Annotated in this window: 16 protein-coding genes, 2 tRNA genes and 1 pseudogene; 11 read left to right on the top strand and 8 right to left on the bottom strand. The window is 61.6% G+C overall.

Translation table 11 applies throughout. The features are described from left to right. Positions 1 to 134: 134 nt before the first annotated feature. A tRNA-Thr gene (locus SKA58_RS13160) sits at positions 135 to 209 on the bottom strand. Between the two features lie 216 nt (positions 210 to 425). Between SKA58_RS13160 and SKA58_RS19885 the strand changes: the two genes are divergently transcribed. Beyond that, on the top strand, positions 426 to 593 hold the full coding sequence (locus SKA58_RS19885) for a hypothetical protein (RefSeq protein ID WP_156784203.1): 168 nt from the start codon (positions 426 to 428) through the stop codon (positions 591 to 593). Positions 594 to 596: 3 nt separating this feature from the next. Here the strand turns inward: SKA58_RS19885 and SKA58_RS13170 are convergent, their stop codons facing one another. Next, a complete protein-coding gene (locus SKA58_RS13170; RefSeq protein ID WP_009822939.1) occupies positions 597 to 2,378 on the bottom strand; it encodes an aminopeptidase P family protein in 1,782 nt (593 codons plus the stop codon). A 110-nt stretch (positions 2,379 to 2,488) separates the two neighbouring features. On the opposite strand from SKA58_RS13170, the gene SKA58_RS13175 reads away from it, so the two are divergent. Together SKA58_RS13175 and SKA58_RS13180 are read left to right on the top strand one after the other, a co-directional pair. Then, positions 2,489 to 4,573: a S9 family peptidase gene (locus SKA58_RS13175; protein ID WP_009822940.1), complete on the top strand. Its 2,085-nt coding sequence runs from the start codon at positions 2,489 to 2,491 to the stop codon at positions 4,571 to 4,573. Continuing rightward, positions 4,573 to 4,965 (top strand): acyl-CoA thioesterase, encoded by a 393-nt coding sequence (locus tag SKA58_RS13180; protein ID WP_009822941.1) that lies wholly within the window; start codon positions 4,573 to 4,575, stop codon positions 4,963 to 4,965. The genes SKA58_RS13175 and SKA58_RS13180 overlap by 1 nt, the downstream gene beginning before the upstream one ends. 87 nt (positions 4,966 to 5,052) lie before the next feature. Here SKA58_RS13180 and paoC read toward each other — a convergent pair whose 3' ends face one another. The 3 genes from paoC to paoA are packed head-to-tail and all read right to left on the bottom strand — an operon-like array spanning position 5,053 to position 8,839. Next, on the bottom strand, positions 5,053 to 7,257 hold the full coding sequence (gene paoC, locus SKA58_RS13185) for an aldehyde oxidoreductase molybdenum-binding subunit PaoC (protein ID WP_009822942.1): 2,205 nt from the start codon (positions 7,255 to 7,257) through the stop codon (positions 5,053 to 5,055). After that, positions 7,254 to 8,210, bottom strand: coding sequence for an FAD binding domain-containing protein (locus SKA58_RS13190; protein WP_009822943.1), 957 nt, complete (start codon positions 8,208 to 8,210; stop codon positions 7,254 to 7,256). Before SKA58_RS13190 ends, paoC begins: the two co-directional genes overlap by 4 nt. Then, positions 8,207 to 8,839: an aldehyde dehydrogenase iron-sulfur subunit PaoA gene (gene paoA, locus SKA58_RS13195; RefSeq protein ID WP_009822944.1), complete on the bottom strand. Its 633-nt coding sequence runs from the start codon at positions 8,837 to 8,839 to the stop codon at positions 8,207 to 8,209. The genes SKA58_RS13190 and paoA overlap by 4 nt, the downstream gene beginning before the upstream one ends. 325 nt (positions 8,840 to 9,164) lie before the next feature. Here paoA and SKA58_RS13200 point away from each other — a divergent pair. The 8 genes and pseudogenes from SKA58_RS13200 (at position 9,165) to qatD (ending at position 17,205) form a co-directional block, all read left to right on the top strand. Beyond that, a tRNA-Gly gene (locus SKA58_RS13200) sits at positions 9,165 to 9,239 on the top strand. Between the two features lie 517 nt (positions 9,240 to 9,756). Continuing rightward, the gene (locus tag SKA58_RS13205; protein ID WP_009822945.1) at positions 9,757 to 10,296 is read left to right on the top strand and encodes a KAP family P-loop NTPase fold protein; all 540 of its coding nucleotides are present in this window, start codon (positions 9,757 to 9,759) and stop codon (positions 10,294 to 10,296) included. 89 nt (positions 10,297 to 10,385) lie between these two features. Beyond that, a pseudogene (istA, locus tag SKA58_RS13210) lies at positions 10,386 to 11,909 on the top strand (IS21 family transposase). A gap of 24 nt (positions 11,910 to 11,933) precedes the next feature. After that, positions 11,934 to 12,704, top strand: a complete 771-nt coding sequence (gene istB / locus SKA58_RS13215; RefSeq protein ID WP_009820582.1) for an IS21-like element helper ATPase IstB — start codon at positions 11,934 to 11,936, stop codon at positions 12,702 to 12,704. A 22-nt stretch (positions 12,705 to 12,726) separates the two neighbouring features. Beyond that, a complete protein-coding gene (qatA, locus tag SKA58_RS13220) occupies positions 12,727 to 14,214 on the top strand; it encodes a Qat anti-phage system ATPase QatA (RefSeq protein ID WP_198005963.1) in 1,488 nt (495 codons plus the stop codon). Then, the gene (qatB, locus tag SKA58_RS13225) at positions 14,214 to 15,098 is read left to right on the top strand and encodes a Qat anti-phage system associated protein QatB (RefSeq protein ID WP_009822949.1); all 885 of its coding nucleotides are present in this window, start codon (positions 14,214 to 14,216) and stop codon (positions 15,096 to 15,098) included. The genes qatA and qatB overlap by 1 nt, the downstream gene beginning before the upstream one ends. 128 nt (positions 15,099 to 15,226) lie before the next feature. Further along, positions 15,227 to 16,444 carry a Qat anti-phage system QueC-like protein QatC gene (gene qatC, locus SKA58_RS13230; protein WP_228221071.1) on the top strand — a complete coding sequence of 406 codons (1,218 nt, stop codon included), beginning with the start codon at positions 15,227 to 15,229 and terminating at the stop codon, positions 16,442 to 16,444. A gap of 8 nt (positions 16,445 to 16,452) precedes the next feature. Beyond that, positions 16,453 to 17,205: a Qat anti-phage system TatD family nuclease QatD gene (qatD, locus tag SKA58_RS13235; RefSeq protein WP_009822951.1), complete on the top strand. Its 753-nt coding sequence runs from the start codon at positions 16,453 to 16,455 to the stop codon at positions 17,203 to 17,205. Here qatD and SKA58_RS13240 read toward each other — a convergent pair. The 3 genes from SKA58_RS13240 to SKA58_RS13250 form a co-directional block, all read right to left on the bottom strand. Then, positions 17,202 to 19,196 carry an ATP-binding protein gene (locus SKA58_RS13240; RefSeq protein WP_009822952.1) on the bottom strand — a complete coding sequence of 665 codons (1,995 nt, stop codon included), beginning with the start codon at positions 19,194 to 19,196 and terminating at the stop codon, positions 17,202 to 17,204. The two genes, qatD and SKA58_RS13240, sit on opposite strands and share 4 nt — an antisense overlap. Then, entirely contained in the window at positions 19,189 to 20,385 is a 1,197-nt protein-coding gene (locus tag SKA58_RS13245; RefSeq protein ID WP_198005964.1) for an SIR2 family protein, read from the bottom strand. Before SKA58_RS13245 ends, SKA58_RS13240 begins: the two co-directional genes overlap by 8 nt. Positions 20,386 to 20,657: 272 nt before the next feature. Continuing rightward, entirely contained in the window at positions 20,658 to 20,933 is a 276-nt protein-coding gene (locus SKA58_RS13250) for an XRE family transcriptional regulator (protein ID WP_232209424.1), read from the bottom strand. Between the last annotated feature and the right edge of the window lie 57 nt (positions 20,934 to 20,990).

The following is a 20,990-nucleotide window of genomic DNA, read 5'->3' on the forward strand; positions in this document are numbered from 1 at the left end:
GCAAGGAACAGCGGCGTCCTTATTGTCGTCGGCGACGCCGGCCCCGTTAGACCAGACCGATCCGTCGCCAAAACGCGAACGATATCGAGCGGCCCTTTGCCCCGGCGCTCTTCTCGTGCTCTGAGGATGAGAAATGGTGCTGCTGGCGAGGATTGAACTCGCGGCCTCTCCCTTACCAAGGGAGTGCTCTACCACTGAGCTACAGCAGCAAAACCAACTCGATCGGCTCTCCTGACTGCTCTACAGAGCCGGCAGGTTCGCCGTGACTTCCTACGCAGCCCCGCTTTTGCTCGGCAAGCCCCCTCTCAGGGAGCGCTTACCGCCGAGCCAAGGCAGCCCTACGTCCGGTCCGCAACGCCATCTGCGCCTTTGGAGGCCGGGCCTATGACCGCCAGAACCGCTTGTGTCAAGGCGGCTTGCTGCGGATGATGAATTTTGCTTATGCCGCTTTCATGGCTGAAACGCAGGATGAGAAAAAGGCACGGCTGGCGCAGGCTTTGCGAGACAATCTGCGCCGTCGCAAGGCGCAGAGCCGGGACGCTGTCCGCGAAGAGGGGGACGCGTCGCCCCCGCCCCACCCGTCCCGGCGCTAGACATCAAAGCGGCGCGCAGGCGTCCTTAAGCCATATGTGGGCGTCGCCATCCAGTTGCGGGCCGACTACCTCCAGCACTCGGGCGTGATAGGCGTCCACCCATGCGCGTTCGTCGGCGCTGAGCATGTCGACAGCAATCAGCGCGCGATCAATCGGTGCGAAAGTCAGCGTTTCGAAGCCAAGCATCTCCTTTTCCGCACCGGGGATGGCGCGCTGCTCCACCAGGACAAGGTTTTCGATGCGGATCCCATATTCGCCGGTCTTGTAATAGCCCGGCTCATTGGAAAGAATCATGCCAGGCACCAACGGTTCGTCGCCACCGCCAAAGGTGGCGATGCGCTGCGGTCCTTCATGCACCGACAGGAAGCTGCCCACGCCATGTCCGGTGCCATGGGCATAGTCCAGCCCTTCGGCCCAGAGATACTGGCGCGCCAAAATGTCGAGTTGCCCGCCGCGCGTTCCCTTCGGGAAAATGGCGCGGGCCAGCGCGACATGCCCCTTGAGCACCAGCGTGAAGTGGCGCTGCATGGCCTGGGTCGGCTCGCCCACCGCGATGGTGCGCGTCACGTCGGTGGTGCCATCGCGATACTGGCCGCCCGAATCCACCAGATAAAGCGTGCCGGGTTCGATCGGGCGGTTGGTCTTTTCCTCGACGCGATAATGGACGACCGCGCCATTGGGTCCGGCGCCGCTGATCGTGTCAAACGACAGATCCTCCAGCAGGCCAGTATCCTTGCGGAAAGCCTCCAGTCGATCTGCCGCGGACAATTCGGTGAGGCCACCCTTGGGCGCTTCAACCGACAGCCAGTGGAGGAAGCGGCTCAGCGCCGCGCCATCGCGCGCCTGGGCAGCCTTGTGCCCGGCGATTTCGGTGTCGTTCTTGATCGCCTTGGGCAGGACGGCCGGATCGCGGAGCGCCAGCACCTTGGCACCGCCCTGTTCCAGCGCCTCGAAAATGGCGGCGACAGCGCGTTCGGGGTCCGCGACCACACTCTTGCCCTGCAAGCCCGCCAGCGCGTCCGCAAAGGCGGCGCGATCATGGACGCGCACGCCATTGCCCAGATGCTGAGCGACGGCATCGTCCATTTTTTCCGGCGCAACGAAAAGGTCGGCGGTGGCATCGGCGTGGACGATGGCATAGGCAAGGGCGACCGGCGTGCGATCGACATCCTTGCCCCGTATGTTGAAAGTCCAGGCGATCGAATCGAGCGCCGACAAGATCGCGGCGTCCGCCTTCTTCGATGTCAGCCAATCGGCCATGGCAGCGCGCTTTTCCGCCGCGCTGCGCCCTGCAAAACGATCATCATGCACGACCAGGCGGGCGTCGCTCGGCGCCGGGCGATCGGGCCAGACAGCGTCGATGGGGTTAGTGTCGACCGCGACGAGTTCCGCTCCCTGCTCGGCCAATGCTTCGGTCGCCTGCCGAACCCAGCTGCGCGTGTGGAGCCAGGGATCATAGCCGATCCGTGCACCCTGCGACGCATGATCCTTCAGCCATTGCGCAATCGAGGTTTGTGGCACGCTTTCATAGTGCCAGTGCGCCCCATCCACCTGTTCGCGCACTTGCAGCGTATAGCGTCCATCCACGAAAATCGCGGCTTCCTGCGGCAGAACGACGGCGCTGCCCGCCGACCCCTGAAAGCCCGTCAGCCAGGCGAGCCGCTGGGCATAGGCGCCGACATATTCGCTCATATGTTCGTCGGTCAGCGGCACCACGAAACCGTCCAGCTTCTGGCGCACAAGCTGCGCGCGCAGGGCTTTCAGGCGATCTTCATAACTGGACATCGGTCATTCCTTGGATCATTCCGGCCTCTTGCGCCGGCGACAATGTCGACAACATAGAGGGCCACGCCGCCATATGCCAGCGCGGCCCCTGTCTGGAACATGGATAGTTAATGACCGACCTTATGCAGCCTGCCCCATCCTCACTGTCTTCCCCGCCAATCGCCGCATGTCGTCAGCACAGCGTCACCCATCATGGCATCACCGTGGATGATCCCTATGCCTGGCTGCGCGACCCAAACTATCCCGACGTCAAGAACAAGGAAATTCTGGCCTATCTGGAAGCGGAGAATGCCTGGTTCGAAGCCGCGATGGCGCCGCACAAGCCTCTGGTCGATCGGCTGTTTCAGGAGATGAAGGGCCGCATCAAGGAAGATGACCAGTCGGTCCCGCAAAAAGATGGCGACTATGTTTACTGGCGCGCCTTCGAAATCGGCGCGCAATATCGCAAATGGTATCGCCGTCCTGCCGCGGGCGGGCCTGACCAGTTGATCCTGGACGAACCGGCACTGGCGGATGGCCATGACTATTTCCGTCTTGGCGCACTCTCGGTCAGCCCGGACGGGCGCTACCTCGCCTATGCGATCGACACCAACGGGTCGGAACGGTTCGAGGCGCGGATCAAGGACCTGGAAAGCGGGTCATTGCTGCCAGAGATCATTCCCGGCACTTTGTCGTCCCTGGTCTGGACGTCGGACAGCAAGGGGCTGCTCTATGGCCTCGCCAATGAAAGTTGGCGCACCGACAATGCCCGGCTACATTGGCTGGGACAGGATGTCGCCAGCGATGTCGAGCTGTTTCACGAGGTTGACGAGGGCTTTCGCGTATCCATCGGCCTTACCTCCTCGGAAAAATATATCGTCATCGCGACCGGCGACCATGTGACGAGCGAAGCGTGGCTGCTGCCCGCCAATGACCCCACGGCAACGCCGCTTCTGGTAGCTGGTCGGCAACCCGGCCGCGAATATGACGTCGATGAACATGGCGGGACGCTGTATATTCGCACCAACGACAGCCACCCCAATTTCCGTCTGGTGAAGGCGACGCTGGAAGCCCCTGGCGAATGGGAGGAAGTGATCGGCCCGGACGCGCATTTCTATCTGACCGATTTCACCCTCTTCAAACATTTCTACGTGACCGAAGGGCGGCAGGACGGGCTCGACCAGATCGAGTTGCGCGACTATGCGACGCATGAAGCCAAGCGCATCCCGTTCCCGGAGGCGAGCTATTCGGCCAGCCTGGACGATAATCCCGAATATGATGTGACGAAGCTGCGCATCGGCTATGAATCGATGGTCACGCCAGACACCATCTATGATTATCATCTGGATACAGGCGAACTGGAAGTACTGAAAGTCCAGGAGATCCCGTCGGGCTATGACGCGACCCGCTATGCGACCGAGCGGCTGATGATCCCGGCGCGCGACGGCACGGACATCCCGGTGTCGATCGTCTATCCCGCCGATTTTCCCAAGGATGGCAGCGCGCCGCTGCATCTTTATGGCTATGGCGCCTATGGCATGGCGATGGAGCCGGGCTTTTCGACGAGCCGCCTGTCGTTGCTTGATCGCGGGTTCGCCTTCGCCATCGCCCATATCCGTGGCGGCGATGATCTGGGTCAGCAATGGTATCTGGACGGCAAACTGGACAAGCGCGGCAACACCTTCACCGATTTTGTCGATGTGGCCAAAGGGCTGATCGAACGCGGCTATGCCGCCAAAGGGCGGGTGAGCATTTCGGGCGGGTCGGCCGGTGGCGAACTGATGGGCGCTGTCATCAATTCCGATCCCGATCTGTTCGGCGCGGTCGTCGCACATGTCCCTTTCGTTGACGTGCTCAACACGATGCTGGACGCCAGCCTGCCGCTGACGCCGGGCGAATGGCCGGAATGGGGCAACCCGATCGAGGATGCAGAGGCGTTTCGCACCATTCAATCCTATGATCCCTATGGCAATGTCAAAGCGCAGGCCTATCCGCCGCTGATGGTGACGGCCGGTCTGAACGACCCGCGCGTCACCTATTGGGAGCCGGCAAAATGGGTGGCGCGGCTGCGCGCAACGAAGACGGACGACAATATCCTGCTGCTCAAGACCAATATGGGCGCGGGTCATGGCGGTAAGTCCGGGCGGTTCGAAAGCCTGCATGAAACGGCCGAGGAGTTCGCCTTCATTCTCTGGCAATTGGGGGTGAAGGGCTGATGGCGGCGAGCTTCACCAAACAGATCACCGCGCTGCCCGAGCATATTGACGAACTCGGCCATGTGAACAATGCCGTCTGGGTGCAGTGGATGGAGCAGGTGTCGGTGGAGCATTGGCGACAGGACGCCGATCCTGCCCATGTCGAAGCCTATATTTGGGTCGTGACCCGTCACGAAGTGGACTATCGCGGCAATGTGAAGGAAGGGGAGAAGGTGACGGCGCGCACCTGGATACCCGAAGGTCCGCGCGGGGCGCGGTTCGACCGGATGATCGAGTTTATCGGTCCGGATGACAAAGTGAAGGTGGCGGCCAAATCCACCTGGGCGATCATTGACAAGGCATCGGGCCGAATCCTGCGCGTACCGGCCGAGGTGGCGGCGAACTTCGTGTGAGCGCGCCGCCGGCGTCGAGCGCGGTCGAGGAGCAGGAAGCGCGCTTGCCCTGTTACTCGACTGCGCCCGAAACCAAGGACGACTGGTTCAGGCGGCCTGCGCCTTGAGCAATTTGTCGATAGTGAGCGGATAGTCACGCAGGCGGATACCGGTGGCATTGTAGATTGCGTTGGCCACCGCCGCGCCCGCACCACAAATGCCCAGTTCACCCACGCCCTTCGCCTTCATCGGTGAACTTTTGTCGTCCAGTTCGTCCACGAACAAGACGTCCTGATGCGGGATGTCGGCATGCACGGGCACCTGATATTCGGCCATGTCATGGTTGACGAAGAAGCCGAAACGGGTGTCAACGTCCAACGCTTCCATCAACGCAGCACCGACGCCCATGGTCATCGCGCCGATCACCTGGCTGCGCGCCGACTTGGGATTGAGAATACGCCCGGAGGCAAAAGCCCCGCCCATGCGCCGCACCCTAACCTCGGCGGTGTCCATGTCGACCCCGACCTCGCAGAAATGCGCACCGAACGTCGCCTGCGCATATTTCTTATCGAGATCGCCATATTCCATGCTGTCTTCGGCCCACAGCCCCTGCGCGCCGGCAAGCGACGCCAAGGTCTGCGACTGGTTGCCCATCCGCACCAGCCCATCTTCAAATTGCGCCTGCTCGGCCGCATAGCCCGCTTTTTCGGCCAGCTTGGCGCGCAGCGCCATAGCGGCGGCATAGACGCCAGCGGTGGAACTGTTGGCGCCCCACTGGCCGCCTGACCCGGCCGACACCGGGAAGCGGCTGTCGCCCAGGCGGACCGTGACCTGATCGAGATCGACGCCCAGCATTTCTGCGGCGGTCTGCGCGATGATCGTGTAGCTGCCGGTGCCGATGTCGGTCATGTCGGTTTCGACGATGACCTTGCCACTGCCGTCCACGCCGATGCGGGCGCCCGACTTTTCCGTCAGATTATTGCGGAAGGCCGATGCCATACCCATGCCCACGAGCCAGCGGCCGTCACGGACCTGGCCTGGCTTGGGATTGCGCCTTTGCCAACCAAAACGATCCGCACCCGCGCGCAGGCATTCCACCAGCTTGCGGCTTGAAAATGGCCGTTGCGGCCCGGCTTCGGGGTCGAATTGCACATCGTTACGGATGCGCAGTTCGACCGGATCGACGCCGCAGGCTTCAGCCAGTTCGTCCATGGCGACTTCCAGCGCGAGCAGTCCGACCGCTTCGCCCGGTGCGCGCATGGCATTGCCTTCAGGCAGGTTCAACGTGACCAGGCGGTGCGCGGTCATGCGGTTTTCGCCACGATAGAGCAGCCGCGTCTGCTGCGCCGCCGTTTCCGCGCCGCCGCCCGGCAAGTCGCCCGACCAGACTTCATGCGCGATCGCGTCGATCACGCCATCCTTGTCCGCGCCAATCCGGATGCGCTGGATCGTTGCTGGCCGGTGCGTCGTATTGTTGGGGATTTGCGGGCGGGCAATCGCCACCTTGACGGGCCGGCCCACCTGACGGGCGCCTAGCGCCGCCAGCAACGCATCAGCGCGCAGGAACAATTTGGAGCCGAAGCCGCCACCGATATAGGGCGACACGAATCGGATATTCTCCTTGGGAATGCCCAATGTCTTGGCCATGTCGCCCACGCTCCAGGCGATCATCTGGTTCGATGTCCACAGCGTCAGCTTGTCGCCGTTCCAGGCGGCGATGCTGGCATGGGGCTCCATCATCGCATGACTTTGATCCGGCGTGGTGTAGGTCTGTTCGACCTTGACCGCCGCCTTGGCAAAGGCGCCGTCGAAATCGCCAGCCTTGGTATCGGGCGGGCCACCGAAGCCCTGCGGCGGAATGACGCCGTTCAGCCGCTCGGCCGCAAGATCGAATTTGCCATCTTCCGGCGCATAGTCGATGCGAACGAGGGCCGCGGCGGCGCGCGCATTTTCAAATGTATCGGCAACGACCAGCGCCAGCGCCTGCTCATAATGTTCGATCTGCGGGCCGCCCAGCAGATGCGCGGTGTTCATATTGCCTTTCGACAATTTGCCGGCGTTGGCATGGGTGACGATACCCAGAACGCCCGGCGATGCCTCCGCCGCGGTCAGATCCATGGCGACGATCCGGCCCTTGGCAATGGCGGACCCCACGATCCAGCCATAGGCGGCATTGGGCGCGGCGTCGTGACGTTCATAGGCATAGGCTGCCGTGCCCGTCACCTTGGCCGGGCCATCAATCCGGTCATGCGCAACGCCGATGACGCGCCCCTTGTCGATCGGGTTCGGTCCTGCTGGGGTATCGAACTTCATGCCCGTGCCTCCTGCTGGCGATAAAGCGATGCCAGCGTCCTTTCGACCAACGGTCGTTTGAAATCATTATGTTCGGTCGTCTGTGCACCAGCCAGCGCGGCCTGCGCCACCGCCTTCGCGCCTTCGCTCGCGGCGGCGTCTGCCTCCGCCGTGCGCCAGGGCTTGGCGCCAATCCCGCCGAAAGCGAACCGGGCGGTTCCGTCCTTGCCGAAAATCGCCGCGACCGAAACCAGCGCAAAGGCATAAGAGGCGCGGTCACGCACCTTGCGATAGACATGAGTGCCCGCCACTGGCTTGGGCAGCGTCACCGAGGTGATGATCTCGCCCGCATTCAGCACCGTTTCCTTATGCGGGGTTTCGCCGGGAAGCAGGTGGAAATCGGCGATCGGTATCGCGCGTTTCGTCCCATCGGCCCCCATCGTCTCGACCTGCGCATCGAGCAGGCGCATCGCCACTGCCATGTCGCTGGGATGCTGGGCGATGCAGGCATCGCTGACGCCCAATATCGCGAGGCTGCGGCTCATGCCCTTGAGCGCGCCGCAGCCGCTGCCGGGCTTGCGCTTGTTGCAGGGCATGCGGATGTCGTAGAAATAGGGGCAACGGGTGCGCTGGAGCAGATTGCCCGCCGTCGTCGCCTTGTTGCGCAACTGGCCCGACGCGCCCGCGACCAGCGCGCGGCTCAACACGCCATAATCGCGGCGCACGGTTGTGTCCGCCGCAAGATCGGTATTGCGCACAAGCGCGCCGATGCGCAGGCCGCCCTCTTCCGTCTTTTCGATGCGGTCAAGGCCGAGCCGATTGACGTCGATCAGATGGGTCGGCGTTTCAATCTGCAATTTCATGAGGTCCAGCAAATTGGTCCCACCGGCGATGAAGCGCGCGCCCTGGACTGAGGCTGCGGCCTTTGCAGCCGCTTCCACGCTGTTGGCGCGTTCATAAGTGAAAGGCTTCATGCCTTGGACTCCCCGGCTACATCGCTAATAGCGGCGATGATATTGGAATAGGCTGCGCAGCGGCAGATATTGCCACTCATGCGCTCGCGCACTTCGTCCTCGCTGAAAGCGACCCGATCGAGATTTTCGGTAACATGACTGGGAACGCCCGCCTTGATTTCCTCCAGCACCGACACGGCCGAACAAATCTGACCCGGCGTGCAATATCCGCACTGGTAGCCGTCATGGACGACAAATGCCTTCTGCATCGGGTGCAGGGCCTCGGGCGTGCCCAGCCCCTCGATCGTGGTGACTTGTTCGCCGTCATGCATCACCGCGAGCGTCAGGCAACTGTTGATGCGTCGCCCTTCGACGATGACGGTGCAGGCGCCACATTGGCCATGATCGCACCCCTTCTTGGTGCCGGTAAGCTTGAGATGCTCACGCAAGGCATCCAGCAGGCTGGTGCGCGGGTCCAGCTGCAAATGGACTTCCCGGCCGTTTACGGTGAGTTCGACAGGCGTCATCGGGGTTCCTTTTTTGGCAGGAGCGGACGGCGCGGCGTTCGCCTGCGTGGCAAGGGGAGCCGCCGCAGCAAGCGCTGCGCCGCCCTGGAAAAGCCCGCGGCGGGTAACATGATCGGATGTCATGGCTGGTCCGTCCCTCTCAATCTGTCGATGATTACGAAGCGCGGCGCGAAATGATCCGCCGCGTCAAAAAGTTTCGCTTGTGGCATGACGATAGAGCGTTTTGGGTGAGGTGAAAAGCCGGCGCGAACGGCGATCGATCCCGTGACGCAATCCAGCTCCAGATTTCTGGACGCCGTCCATCTGGCGGCAAGCTGCTGAACTAATGTGACTTTTATCCTTACGGGAGGATAATTTCACTTTTCTGCAATTCTCCCCTTGCCCCCATGGCAGACCGCTGCTAGTTCGCCGCCACCCGCCGAGAGGAACACAGCCTCCGGCCGCCAGAGCGGGCGTAGCTCAGGGGTAGAGCACAACCTTGCCAAGGTTGGGGTCGAGGGTTCGAATCCCTTCGCCCGCTCCAGTTTTCCTCAAAGAAAACAGCGGATTGGCGGCCTTCTAGTCGCTTTTTTGTTGGAGACAAAGCCTTCGGTCAGGCCCGTTGTCTCCACAATGTCTCCAGAAAATCGGTAAGAATGGGCCGCTCCTAGCGTTGGATGGCGAAGGTTGCGCCCCATCCCTTGTGCCTTTGTGCGGCTTTGTTGCCTTGTTGAAAACGACGAGAAGGCTGGAGACAACGGCTCCGCCGATTGGAGACAATCAGGTCGAACCTGGAGACAGCGCTCTCATAGACGATCCTGCGCCCGGACGCAGGAAGTCGGGCAGTCGTTTCGCCAAAGCTGCCCGTGCTTCTCAAACCCAGTCGCTATACGCATTGAGCGCGAGCGCCGGTGCCGTTGGATGGACCGCAGAGCTAGACTGGTTCGCCATCTACTTCGCAGGAGAGTGACGTAAGAACATATGGCGAAACTCGGCGAGCTTCGGCAGTGTCTGAGCTGGACTTTAAACGACCACGAGTCGCGGGGAGGGACTGGGGGCGGATGATTCTCACTGACAATGAGACAAAGGTCGATCTTCTCAACAACGAGGCGATCGCAAGGACCATCATCGAACTGCTACGCGAGAGACCTGAGCGCGCCGTGACGATCGGAGTTCACGGCGATTGGGGCGCTGGCAAGTCTAGCATCCTGGAGATGATCGAGAACGGGCTCAGCTCGGATAAGGACGTCCTCTGCATCAAATTCAACGGCTGGCGTTTTCAAGGTTTCGAGGATGCCAAGATCGCGTTGATAGAGGGCATCGTCACCGGCCTTATTGAACAACGGCCGCTGCTCACGCAGGCCGGCTTGGCCGTAAAGGACATCTTCAAGCGCATCGACTGGCTCAAGATCGCGCGCCGAGGGGGCGGCCTTGCTTTCACCGCATTCACCGGAATCCCCACCGCAGATCAAGTCGGCGCGGTGGTCGGCACTCTCAAAGGGATATTTTCCGATCCCTCCAAGCTCGCCACGAAGGAGAATTACGACAAGGCCATCGACGGAGTGCAGGGTCTGTTGCTGTTGATTTCCACTGAGAAGTGACCCGGGTAGGGCGTAAATTTCCACTGAGAATTGACCCATGTTGAACTCGTCCCTGGCTTTGACAAGCGAGGGTATATGGAGTGTTGGACATGGCGTTATTGAGCGTTATCCGGCGCTGGCATTTTCGCGATCATCTACCGATCCGGGAGATAACGCGGCGCACCGGACTATCACGCAACACGATCCGCAAATATTTGCGGTCCGAGACGATCGATCCGCGGTTCAAGGTGCCTGATCGACCAAGCAAACTGGACCCATTTGCTGAGCATCTGGCGGCCTGGCTGCGGCGCGATATGGGCCGATCGCGCAAGCAGAAGCGCACGATCAAGCAGTTTCACGCCGATTTGGTGAGCCTGGGTTATGAAGGATCCTACAACCGGGTTGCCGCTTTTGCTCGGGACTGGCGCGAAGATTATCGGCGCCAGCAACAGATTGGCGGGCGTGGGACATTCGTGCCCCTGTCGTTCGCGCCGGGGGAAGCTTTCCAGTTTGATTGGAGTGAGGACTGGGCAATCATCGCCGGGGTTCGGACCAAGCTGCAGGTCGCGCATTTCAAGCTCAGTTACAGCCGGGCATTCATCGTGCGCGCCTACCTGCTGCAAACCCATGAGATGCTGTTCGACGCCATAATCACGCCTTCCGCGTGCTGGGCGGCGTGCCGCGCCGGGGTATCTATGACAATATGCGCACGGCCGTCGACAAGGTCGGGCGTGGCAAGGAACGCACCGTCAACGCACGCTTCCTGACGATGGTCAGCCACTATCTGTTCGAAGCTGAGTTCTGTAACCCGGCTGCGGGATGGGAAAAGGGGCAGGTCGAGAAGAATGTCCAGGATGCGCGGCACCGTCTGTGGCAACCCACGCCGCAGGTCGAAAGCCTTGATGCGCTGAACCTGTGGCTGGAGGAGCGCTGCAAGGCGTTATGGGAGGACATCCCTCACGGGATCGAACCCGGATCGGTTGCCAATGCCTGGGCCGATGAATCTGAGTGTCTGATGGTTGCGGGCAGGCCCTTCGATGGTTTTGTGGAATATCGCAAACGGGTATCGCCGACGTGCCTCATCCACTTTGAGCGCAATCGCTACAGCGTACCGGCCTCTTTCGCCAATCGCACTGTCAGCCTGCGCGTCTATCCTGATCGCTTCCAGGTCGTCGCCGAGGGGCAGCCAATCTGCGCACATCAGCGCATCATCAACCGCTCTCACGACGGTCCAGGTCATACGGTTTATGACTGGCGCCATTATCTGGCGGTCGTGCAGCGCAAGCCCGGCGCCCTGCGCAACGGTGCGCCCTTCCTTGAGCTACCCGATGCGTTCCAGCGTCTGCAGCGACATCTGTTGCGCAATCCCGGCGGCGACAGGGAAATGGTCGAAATACTGGCGCTGGTTCTTCATCATGATGAGCAACTGGTGCTGACGGCGGTCACCATGGCGCTGGAGGCTGGCGTTCCGACCAAGACCCATATCCTCAATCTGCTCTATAGGCTGGTCGACGGAAAACCGATCTCCACGCCGCCGGTGACGGCGCCCCAGGCGCTCAAGCTGGTCAGCGAACCGATGGCCCAATGTCGAACGCTATGATGATCTGCGCAAGGAGAAGCGTCATGCGTCATGACCTGCCAGCGGCGCCATCGTCGTCATGCTCCGCAGCCTCAAGATGCATGGCATGGCGCAGGCCGTCACCGATCTCATGGAACAGGGATCTCCAGCGTTCGAAGCCGCCATCCCGATCCTCTCCCAGTTACTCAAAGCCGAGACAGCAGAACGGGAGGTTCGGTCTGTGGCCTATCAGCTCAAGATCGCGCGCTTCCCTGTCTATCGCGATCTGGCCGGCTTCGACTTTACCAGTAGCGAGGTCAATGAAGCTCTGGTGCGTCAGTTGCATCGCTGCGACTTCATCGACATCGCCGACAATATCGTGCTGGTCGGCGGTCCTGGCACCGGCAAGAGCCATGTGGCAACGGCGCTGGGCATCCAGGCCATCGAACATCATCGAAAGCGCGTCCGCTTCTTCTCGACGGTCGAACTGGTCAATGCGCTCGAGCAGGAAAAAGCACAGGGCAAGGCCGGTCAGATCGCCAATCGCCTCCTGCACTCCGATCTCGTTATCCTGGATGAGCTTGGATATCTGCCGTTCAGTGCTTCAGGTGGCGCGCTGCTCTTCCACCTGCTGAGCAAACTCTACGAGCGCACCAGCGTCATCATCACCACAAACCTGAGCTTCAGCGAATGGGCCACCGTGTTCGGCGACGCCAAAATGACCACGGCGCTCCTCGATCGGCTTACCCATCACTGCCACATCCTGGAGACCGGCAACGATAGCTTCCGCTTCAAAAACAGCTCTGCCAAGCAGGCCAGAACCCAAAAGAGAAAACCACGGGTTGACCCACCCGTGACACCCGAAACATAATCCGCAGACGGGTCACTTCTCGATGGAAAACCCGGGTCACTTCTCAGTGGAAATCAACAGTCTGTTGCAACCGGGAGAGTCGAAGAACGTCCCCGAAGAGATCGAGGCGTTCCGCAAGGCTTTTGACGACCTGCTCAAGCAGGCGGGCGTCACACAGCTGATCGTCCTCATTGACGATCTCGACCGCTGCCTGCCGGACACCGCGATTGAAACGCTCGAAGCCGTTCGCTTGTTCGTATTCACCGACCGCACCGCGTTCATCGTCGCGGCCGACGAGGCGATGATCGAATATTCGGTGCGCAAGCATTTCCCCGAGCTTCCGGATACGACCGGGCCTCGCGACTATGCGCGGAACTATCTAGAAAAGCTGATCCAGATACCGTTTCGCATCCCGGCTTTGGGAGAGACCGAAACCCGTATCTATGTCACGCTGTTGCTCATTGGCGCCGAGCTAGGCGAGGACGATCCCGCTTACTCGGCGCTCATCACCGTCGCGCGTGAATTGCTGAAACGGCCTTGGCAGACAGCCGGGCTCGACGCACAGACGGTCAAGACTGCCTTGGGGGAGAAAGCCAGCAAGATTCAGAACGCGCTCACCTTGAGCGATCAGATCGGTCCGATCTTGGCCAGCGGCACTCAGGGCAATCCGCGGCAGATCAAGCGCTTCCTGAATACCCTGCTGCTGCGCCATCAGACTGCGCTCGCTCGCGGCTTCGGGGAAGACGTGAAGCTGCCCGTCCTGGCGAAACTGATGCTTGCCGAGCGTTTCCTCTCCAGGTTGTTCGATCAGATCGCCAGTGCAGCTGCTCGCGATCCCGACGGGCGTTGTGCTGATTTGGCGGCGCTCGAAGCCGCCGCATCGGAGGAGAAACCAGCCCCCAAAGCCAAGCGGTCTGGGCCGAAGATCAGTTCCATCGATGACGCCAAGCTGACCGCTGTGCCGGACTCCAAGGACAGCGCCATCCTCACTGAATGGAAGGCGGCTGACGCGATACGCGCCTGGGCGCGGCTGTCACCCTCGTTGGCCGAGGTTGATCTGCGCCCCTACCTGTTCGTGACGAAGGATCGGAAGGATTATTTCGGCGCCGCCTCCGTCCTCGGCCGTTTGGCCGCGGTGGTCGAAAAGTTGCTCGGTCCGAAACTTGCCGTCCAGGCGTTCGAAGGCGAACTCAAGCAACTCGTTCCGGCCGAAGCCGCGCAGGTCTTCGAAGAGCTGCGCGGGCGCGTCATGGGCGGGGACGCCTTCGATACCGTGCCGCCGGGCGTCGATGGGCTCGCGGTGCTGGTTCGCGCCCATCCGACGCTTCAGGCCAATCTTCTTGACCTGCTCGAAGCCTTGCCGGCGGATCGGTGCGGGCCGTGGCCTGCGTCGGGTTGGGAAGGTGTTCTCAAAGATTCCGACGCCATGGGGCGCTTCGAAAAGCTGCTCCAGCGTTGGTCCACCTCCGGTTCGTCCTTCTTGAAGCCGACCGCGAGCACAGCGCTTCGCATGCGGAAGGGTGGGCGCTAATGGGCACGTCGAACGCCTACGCGGGCGCCGGCGGCGGCACGCCGCTCATTCCGAGCTGGTTGGAGGGCGATGGTGACGGCGGAGGCGGGCCGGGCGCGGGTGATGGCGACGGCTCCCTCCAGCCGTCACCGGATGGAACTCCTCCGGCAGTTCCTCCCGCGCCAGCGCCTCGGCCGGTCGCCCCGGCGGGCACCTCGGACCGATTCACATCGGCACGAAACAATTTCACGCGCTTCGTAAGCTCGGGTGGCAGCGACCATCGGAGCCTTGGCCGCGCGGTCTCGCAATATGTATCCAAATCGGCCGGCGGTTCGCGCCTGGCAGCGCAGCGTATGGGCTCGTCGCGTGGTGCGGGCGCCGGACTCGTCCGGTTCCTGAACGACGCCAGCGTCAATGGCATTCGCGAAGCACTGCGAACCCTGAACCTGGAAAGCCTCGCCGGGCGTCCCATTGAGGAAGTGTTCGCCGGCCTCGCCGACTACATCTGCCCCGAGGGCGGGTCGATCGACGAAGGGATCGCGCGAGACGCCTTCGTAGAGACGATCGCCGATCTCGCCGGAGCGGGCATCACTGATATCGACGCGCTCACGCCGGGCCAGATTCAGACCGTCTTCGAGCTATACGCGACGCACGCGATCGAGGCGCGCATCTGCAACGATATCGGCACCAAAGTCGTGACCTTGCCCGCTGATCCGCGCGCGGCTGAGAGAGTTCAGGCGCAATTGCGTGATTTCATCCAGCGTGGGGTCAGCGACGCGATCAACGCTGCGAACGTCAACATCCAGTCGTTGACCCCTGATGCGGTGATGGGTTTTGTGACCGTTGTCTATCAATCCGCCTTCGACGTGTTGCAGACGATGGGCGATGGGGAGGCAGCGAAATGAGGCGCCATGTTATCATCGGCCGTTTCGGACCGGACGATAAGACCCGCGTTCCGAAGGCGCGCGACGAAGTCGCATCGGTCTTGCAATTGGTGGCGGGCAAGCGTCTCGATCACGGGATTGGCCATGCCTTGGCCGACCTCAACGCGCTGCACCTGATCCCGAGTGAGATTGGCGCGGACATGCTCGTGGTCGCGGCTCATGTCCACGCGGCGGACACCCGCATCTCCCGCTCCACGGAATCGCAGGATGCTTGGACGCGCGAGATCCGGCTAGTCATTCCAGTCAGCGATCCGGTGCGATGGACGGCTGCGGCGCCGATCCTGATCCGCGCCCTCAACTTTCTGACCGGCGACAGATGGGACGTGGGCTTCCGTAAACGCGCCAAGGGCTATGCGAAGCTGGTTCCCACCGTAGCGCCAACCCTTATTCCCGCCCCGTTCGACGGCGTTAGTCTATTCTCCGGTGGCTTAGACAGTCTGATCGGTGCGATCGACAGCGTGAATGCCGGCGAGACACCGCTTCTGGTCAGCCACGCGGGTGAAGGGCTGGTGAGCAAGTCGCAGGAGCAGTGCTTCGATGGCTTGAAAGCCGCTTACAAATCATCCGCCTTCGATCGGCTCCGAGTGTGGATGAGCTTCGATAGCGGCCTGGTCGAGGATGTAGAATCGGAAGACACCACGCGCGGCCGCTCGTTCCTGTTCTTTTCGCTCGGTGTCGCCGCTGGCACGGCGCTCGGTCGAGATTTTGTGCTGAAGGTTCCGGAGAACGGTCTGATCGCGCTCAATGTGCCGCTCGATCGGCTCCGGCTCGGCGCGCTCAGCACTCGGACGACACATCCCTTTTATATGGCCCGGTGGAACGATTTACTCCACGCGCTTGGCATCGCCGGTAAAGTGGAAAATCCTTACTGGAACAAGACGAAGGGAGAAATGGTCGCTGATTGCGCGAACCCAGCCTTGCTAAAACAGCTCTCCCCTCAGTCGCTATCATGCTCATCCCCGACGAAGGGGCGCTGGAAAAAGAAGCCGCAAGGGCATTGTGGATATTGCCTGCCCTGTCTCATCCGGCGGGCATCTCTGCGAGGGAAGGACAGGACGGTTTACGGCGTGCCCGACCTCAAGGCTACCACGTTGGACACCCGACAGGCCGAGGGACAACAGGTCCGATCCTTTCAGATCGCCATCGCGCGCCTGTCGAAGCGTCCCGAACTCGCGAAGGCGCTCATCCATAAGCCGGGGCCACTTTATGACTATCCTTCTCGGCACGATGAGTTGGCCGATGTCTATCGTCGTGGATTAGCCGAGGTTGGACGCTTGTTGGCTGGCGTTCGCGCCGCGCCCTCGTAAGAGGCCCTATGCGATCGGGCCTCATCGACTTTCACTGCCACCTCGATCTCTACCCTGACCATGCGGCTGCGGTGGAGCGTTGCGAGCGCGACGGTGTGTTCACTCTCACGGTGACGACTACGCCCAAGGCGTGGCCGCGGAACCACGAATTGGCATCCCCCACGCGCCATGTCCGCGCCGCCCTCGGCCTTCATCCCCAACTGATCGCCGACCGGGCACATGAGATCGGACTATGGGAGGAATTGCTGCCGAGAACCCGCTACGTGGGTGAGGTCGGGCTGGACGCCGGCCCACGCTTCTACAAGTCGTTCGAAACCCAGAAAGAGGTTTTCGCTCGTGTGTTGTCGCTCTGCGCCGCGGCGGGCAACAAGATTGTCACGACCCATAGCGTCCGAGCGACCAAGACGGTGCTCGATATGATCGAGCAGCACATGCCGCCACCTCGTGGGCAGGTAGTGCTGCATTGGTTCACAGGCACCGCCGCAGAAGCGCGAAGAGCGGTTGATCTAGGCTGCTATTTCTCGGTCAACGCGGAGATGCTTGCGAATGAGAAGCGCGCGGCGCTAGCCAAGACACTGCCCTTGAATCGCATCCTGACGGAAACCGACGGGCCGTTCACTCAAACCGACGGACGGCCGGCTACTCCGAGTGATGTCTGGATCGCCGTGGAAGGTTTGGCCCGTCTGCACCAGATGGCGCCGGCCGATATATCCGGCAGGCTCATGCGGAACCTTAAAAGCCTGCTCGCCGAACGAGGTTAGGCGCCCCAAGCCTCAATGACTTGCGACAGCGGGAAGGGATTCTGCTCCTTCCGCCACTCATGATAGGGCGCCGCGGTCTGGCTGTATGGACCGGGCTCCGGCCGATCGAACTGAACGCGCGTCGGAATATGAAAGGCGCTGCCGAATACGATCGCCTCGCCTGAAGACAGAATCGTCACCTGATCGAGCAGTCGTCTTGCCTGCATCGGGATGATGCGCCGGAAATGGTCGATGTCGTCAGGGTTTTGCAGGCGGTGGCTGATAAAGTTGGCGCACTGGCTGATGATGGTCTGGCTGATCTCGCTCGGCCGCTGGCTGGCAATGATGAGCGAAAGGCCGAATTTGCGGCCCTCTTTGGCGATCCGCTCGTAGGTCAACCGGGCGAGGCGATGTCCGCGATCCTCATCTGAGCGGGCCGGGCGCGCATAATTGTGCGCCTCTTCGAGAACGAGCACCCAAGGATGCTTGTAGCGCGAGGCTGCGGGCAGGCGTTCACGCGCCTCCAGCAGCACCCGCCCGATCACCGCGCACGCATAAGGGAGAACCTCGTTGCTCAACATGGACAAGTCGAGCACCGAGACTTTCCGCCCTGTGGCAGCGCCAAGTCCGAAGCGCGCGAACCATGAGGACAGCTTCTCAATCTTCGTATCGGCTTCCTCATAGTTGAGGAAGGAACGCCACCGCTTATCGTCGAGGCGAGTCTTCAGCCGCAGCTTCAACGTCGTCAGATGGGCATCCACGCGGAACGTATCCTCCTTGGACACGGCGCGATTGATGAGCGACGGATCAGTGAGGGTTGCGCGGGCGATTGGTAGGGGAGAGTCAGCGGTGCGTGCGCCTGCTTCCGTTGTTTCGCTCCCGCTGACAATCAGCGCACGGATGGCATCTTTGAGTTTGTTCCCCTCCGTCGAAATCGTGGCCTGATTAGCCATCACATCCTGATTATACTGATCGACAGTGCGATGAGTGGCAAAGAGCGCTTCAAACGCCGCAGTGTCGATTTCCGTATCCGCGAGGTGTCCGACAATGGCATCACAATAAGAACCGGCAAACTTTCGCTTCACTTTTGTAAGTTCGCTTAGCAACTGGTCGAGCGCGCTCATCGCATTTTGAAGCGCGCTCATGCTCGCAGCAGCCATCTCATCGCCGCCTTTGGCGATTGCCCACCAATCCTTGAGCACCGGCTCCTGCGTCTGCTCCGACGCGCTCAGCCAAGCACAGATTTCCTCAGCGTTCAGAAACCAGAGCGGAAGGCCGAACTCCTTCCCGTTGAGATAAACCCGATCAGGCAATCGCTGAACCGCTTCGGCGGCCGGAAAGGCTTTGGCATATTCGCCATTGATGTCGAGGATGAAGACGTGTGGCTCCTCGGCAGTGCCATCAAGCGCCGCCATCGCCTTCTGGATCAGGCTCGACACCGAGAAGGATTTGCCCGAGCCAGTATTGCCGACGATCGCCAGCGGGCGCGAGAATAGGTCGTTATAGGAGGCGCGGACGACATTGCGGTCCTGGCCAGTCGGGAATCCGATTTTCAGATCGCAGTCGAAATCCTTGTCGTCATAGCCTTCGGGCTTGTTGCGCCGAGGCGGAATCTCGAACACCGCGCGCAGGATGTCCGGCGACCCGATTTCCGCCGGTGTATCGAGCGTCGGCAGCACGGAAATGCCCGGACTGAAGGCGGGCTCGTCATCGGTATGTTCGATCGTCCCCAGCAACTGCACGCTGGCGACGCGGCGCGGCTTCATGAGTTCGAGGCTGAGGTCATCGCCGCTGCCGGGATCGAACGTCTCGCGGGCTTCGAGATCGGTGATGATGCCAATCACCGTTTCGCCGGCGCCCAGCGAGAATGTGAGGTAGGCGTTGATGGCAATCGCCGCCTGAACCCCATCCGGCGTCGCGCGCAGCGCCGAGCGGGTCTCGGGCAGCAGCTCCACCTTCACGCGAAAGCCCTGGACCGAGACGATGTGGCCGACGAGCCGGGGGTTATCCATTCGTCGTCTCGGTGCCCGGTTCGGCCGACGTCGTGGACGAGGCAATCTGCTTCTCGAAGCGCCGCAAGCGCAGGAAATCGTCGAGCCACTGCACGTCCGGCATCACCGTCCGCGCGAAATCGTCAAAGGTCGCGTGCTTGAACGGCGCTGCGGCGAAGGCATCCGTCGTCGGACACAGGACGAAGGCGCGCTTGCCGAGATCCTTGTATCGCCGGATGCGCTCGATCACCGCACTGTTCGGATTGGGTTCGACCACCAGCATCACCAGCGACGGATTCATCAGCGCGTTCTCGATGATCCGGCTGACATGATCGTCGCCGAAGCCATATCCGAGCACGAGGAGGAAAGTCTGGGGGATACCGAGCCGGACCTGAAAAGACCGGAACAGATGCGCGTAGGGCATCGTCAGCGTCTGAGCGAATTTGTTGGCGGTCGGCAGGATTCCGACCGAGGGTGTGCCTCCGGCCAGAGACACGAGCGACCCCGCCTTCTCCTGCGGGGTCAGGGCGGCGTATGACCGAAACGGAGCAAGGTCGGGGTGACGCGCGCGCATTTCATTGCCGTGCTCGAACCAGTGGATCGAGCCGTGCAGCTTGTAGAAATGCAGAAACTTGTCGAAGCGTCGGACACGCCCCTCGGCCACCTCGCCGGGATAGTAGATGTCCAACCCATAGACGGAAGGATCGAACCGCGCCGACGCGCGCCCGGTGAACCCGTCGAAATACTGCACGCCGAGCAATTCCAGCGCCTGCTCGAACAGCGTGTCATAGTTGAGCGTGAAAAGATGAGTGCGCCCGAGATTGCTATCCCGCGCCACGAGCTTGGACAGGAACGCGAGATGCGGCGCGATCTTGTCGGCGGACGTGGCCAGCCCGGTATCGGGCAACGAAAGCGCGCATTCGGCGAAGATCGCCATGCGAAGCCGATCGACGAACCAGCGCAGGTCGGCGACGCTGGGCGCGGGCGTGCTGGGCCAGGTCACGGCGGAAAATGGCCCGCCCGCTGATTCCACAACGACCAGGGCATTGGCGACGAACGAGAGCCATGCCTCGAAACCGATTGGCTCATCGTCGTCGAAGGCGGCAAGAAGGACAGCGTTTTTACGGGCTTCGATAATGGGAGTGATCGAAGCCGGAATGTCGGGCAGCGCCTCTATCGCGGCGAATACTGCCGTTTCCAGATTGGCCATCGTCTTGCCGCCGGCGGAAACCGACGTGCCCGATCCCGTCAGAACGACGAGATTCTCCATTCGAAGCCATTCGGAAATGAGCGCCTGAAGGCGGACGCGCCCCTGCTTCTGATCGAGGCCCGCCAGCAAATCTCCGACGCCGCCGTCTTCGGCGAGGCCGATGAGCTGATATTCGATAGGCGCTGGCGGCACAGCCGTCATAATTCTCCCCCTTACATGCCACCACGCTTACACGCTGATGATCTGAAACCCTTTCCGTGCCGCCAATATCGTCAGCCTGCGCGAGCGGCCGTCTTCGGCTTCGCCCGGCGTTTGGTGGTGATCTTGCCGGATCTGGCTGCGACCCCGAGAGCAACATCGCCCAAACGCTCGATCCGCAACGGCGCCCGTGATGGCAGCCGCACGATCAGATCGAGTTGCCCACCAACCGCCTCGACATAGCTCCTGAGCGTCGAGAGATACATATCGGCCTGCTTCTCGATCTTGGATACCGAGGGCTGCTTGACGTTGAGCGCCGAAGCGATCTCGACCTGAGCCTTGCCCGCCACGCGGCGCAAATTCGCTCAGCTCTCCACTTGCTCATTCAGCTCCTGCGCGCGCGCCTC

Source organism: Sphingomonas sp. SKA58, assembly GCF_000153545.1.
In the GTDB taxonomy this organism is placed as follows: Bacteria; Pseudomonadota; Alphaproteobacteria; order Sphingomonadales; family Sphingomonadaceae; genus Sphingobium; species Sphingobium soli.

Excerpts from the sequence above, each read along its gene's own strand:
- paoA (WP_009822944.1), bottom strand. The coding sequence starts at position 8,839 with ATGACATCCGATCATGTTACCCGCCGCGGGCTTTTCCAGGGCGGCGCA.
- SKA58_RS13190 (WP_009822943.1), bottom strand. The coding sequence starts at position 8,210 with ATGAAGCCTTTCACTTATGAACGCGCCAACAGCGTGGAAGCGGCTGCA.
- istB (WP_009820582.1), top strand. The coding sequence starts at position 11,934 with ATGCTCCGCAGCCTCAAGATGCATGGCATGGCGCAGGCCGTCACCGAT.
- SKA58_RS13170 (WP_009822939.1), bottom strand. The coding sequence starts at position 2,378 with ATGTCCAGTTATGAAGATCGCCTGAAAGCCCTGCGCGCGCAGCTTGTG.
- SKA58_RS13175 (WP_009822940.1), top strand. The coding sequence starts at position 2,489 with ATGACCGACCTTATGCAGCCTGCCCCATCCTCACTGTCTTCCCCGCCA.
- SKA58_RS13180 (WP_009822941.1), top strand. The coding sequence starts at position 4,573 with ATGGCGGCGAGCTTCACCAAACAGATCACCGCGCTGCCCGAGCATATT.
- qatD (WP_009822951.1), top strand. The coding sequence starts at position 16,453 with ATGCGATCGGGCCTCATCGACTTTCACTGCCACCTCGATCTCTACCCT.
- qatB (WP_009822949.1), top strand. The coding sequence starts at position 14,214 with ATGGGCACGTCGAACGCCTACGCGGGCGCCGGCGGCGGCACGCCGCTC.
- SKA58_RS13205 (WP_009822945.1), top strand. The coding sequence starts at position 9,757 with ATGATTCTCACTGACAATGAGACAAAGGTCGATCTTCTCAACAACGAG.
- SKA58_RS19885 (WP_156784203.1), top strand. The coding sequence starts at position 426 with ATGATGAATTTTGCTTATGCCGCTTTCATGGCTGAAACGCAGGATGAG.
- SKA58_RS13245 (WP_198005964.1), bottom strand. The coding sequence starts at position 20,385 with ATGGCCAATCTGGAAACGGCAGTATTCGCCGCGATAGAGGCGCTGCCC.
- paoC (WP_009822942.1), bottom strand. The coding sequence starts at position 7,257 with ATGAAGTTCGATACCCCAGCAGGACCGAACCCGATCGACAAGGGGCGC.
- SKA58_RS13240 (WP_009822952.1), bottom strand. The coding sequence starts at position 19,196 with ATGGATAACCCCCGGCTCGTCGGCCACATCGTCTCGGTCCAGGGCTTT.
- qatA (WP_198005963.1), top strand. The coding sequence starts at position 12,727 with ATGGAAAACCCGGGTCACTTCTCAGTGGAAATCAACAGTCTGTTGCAA.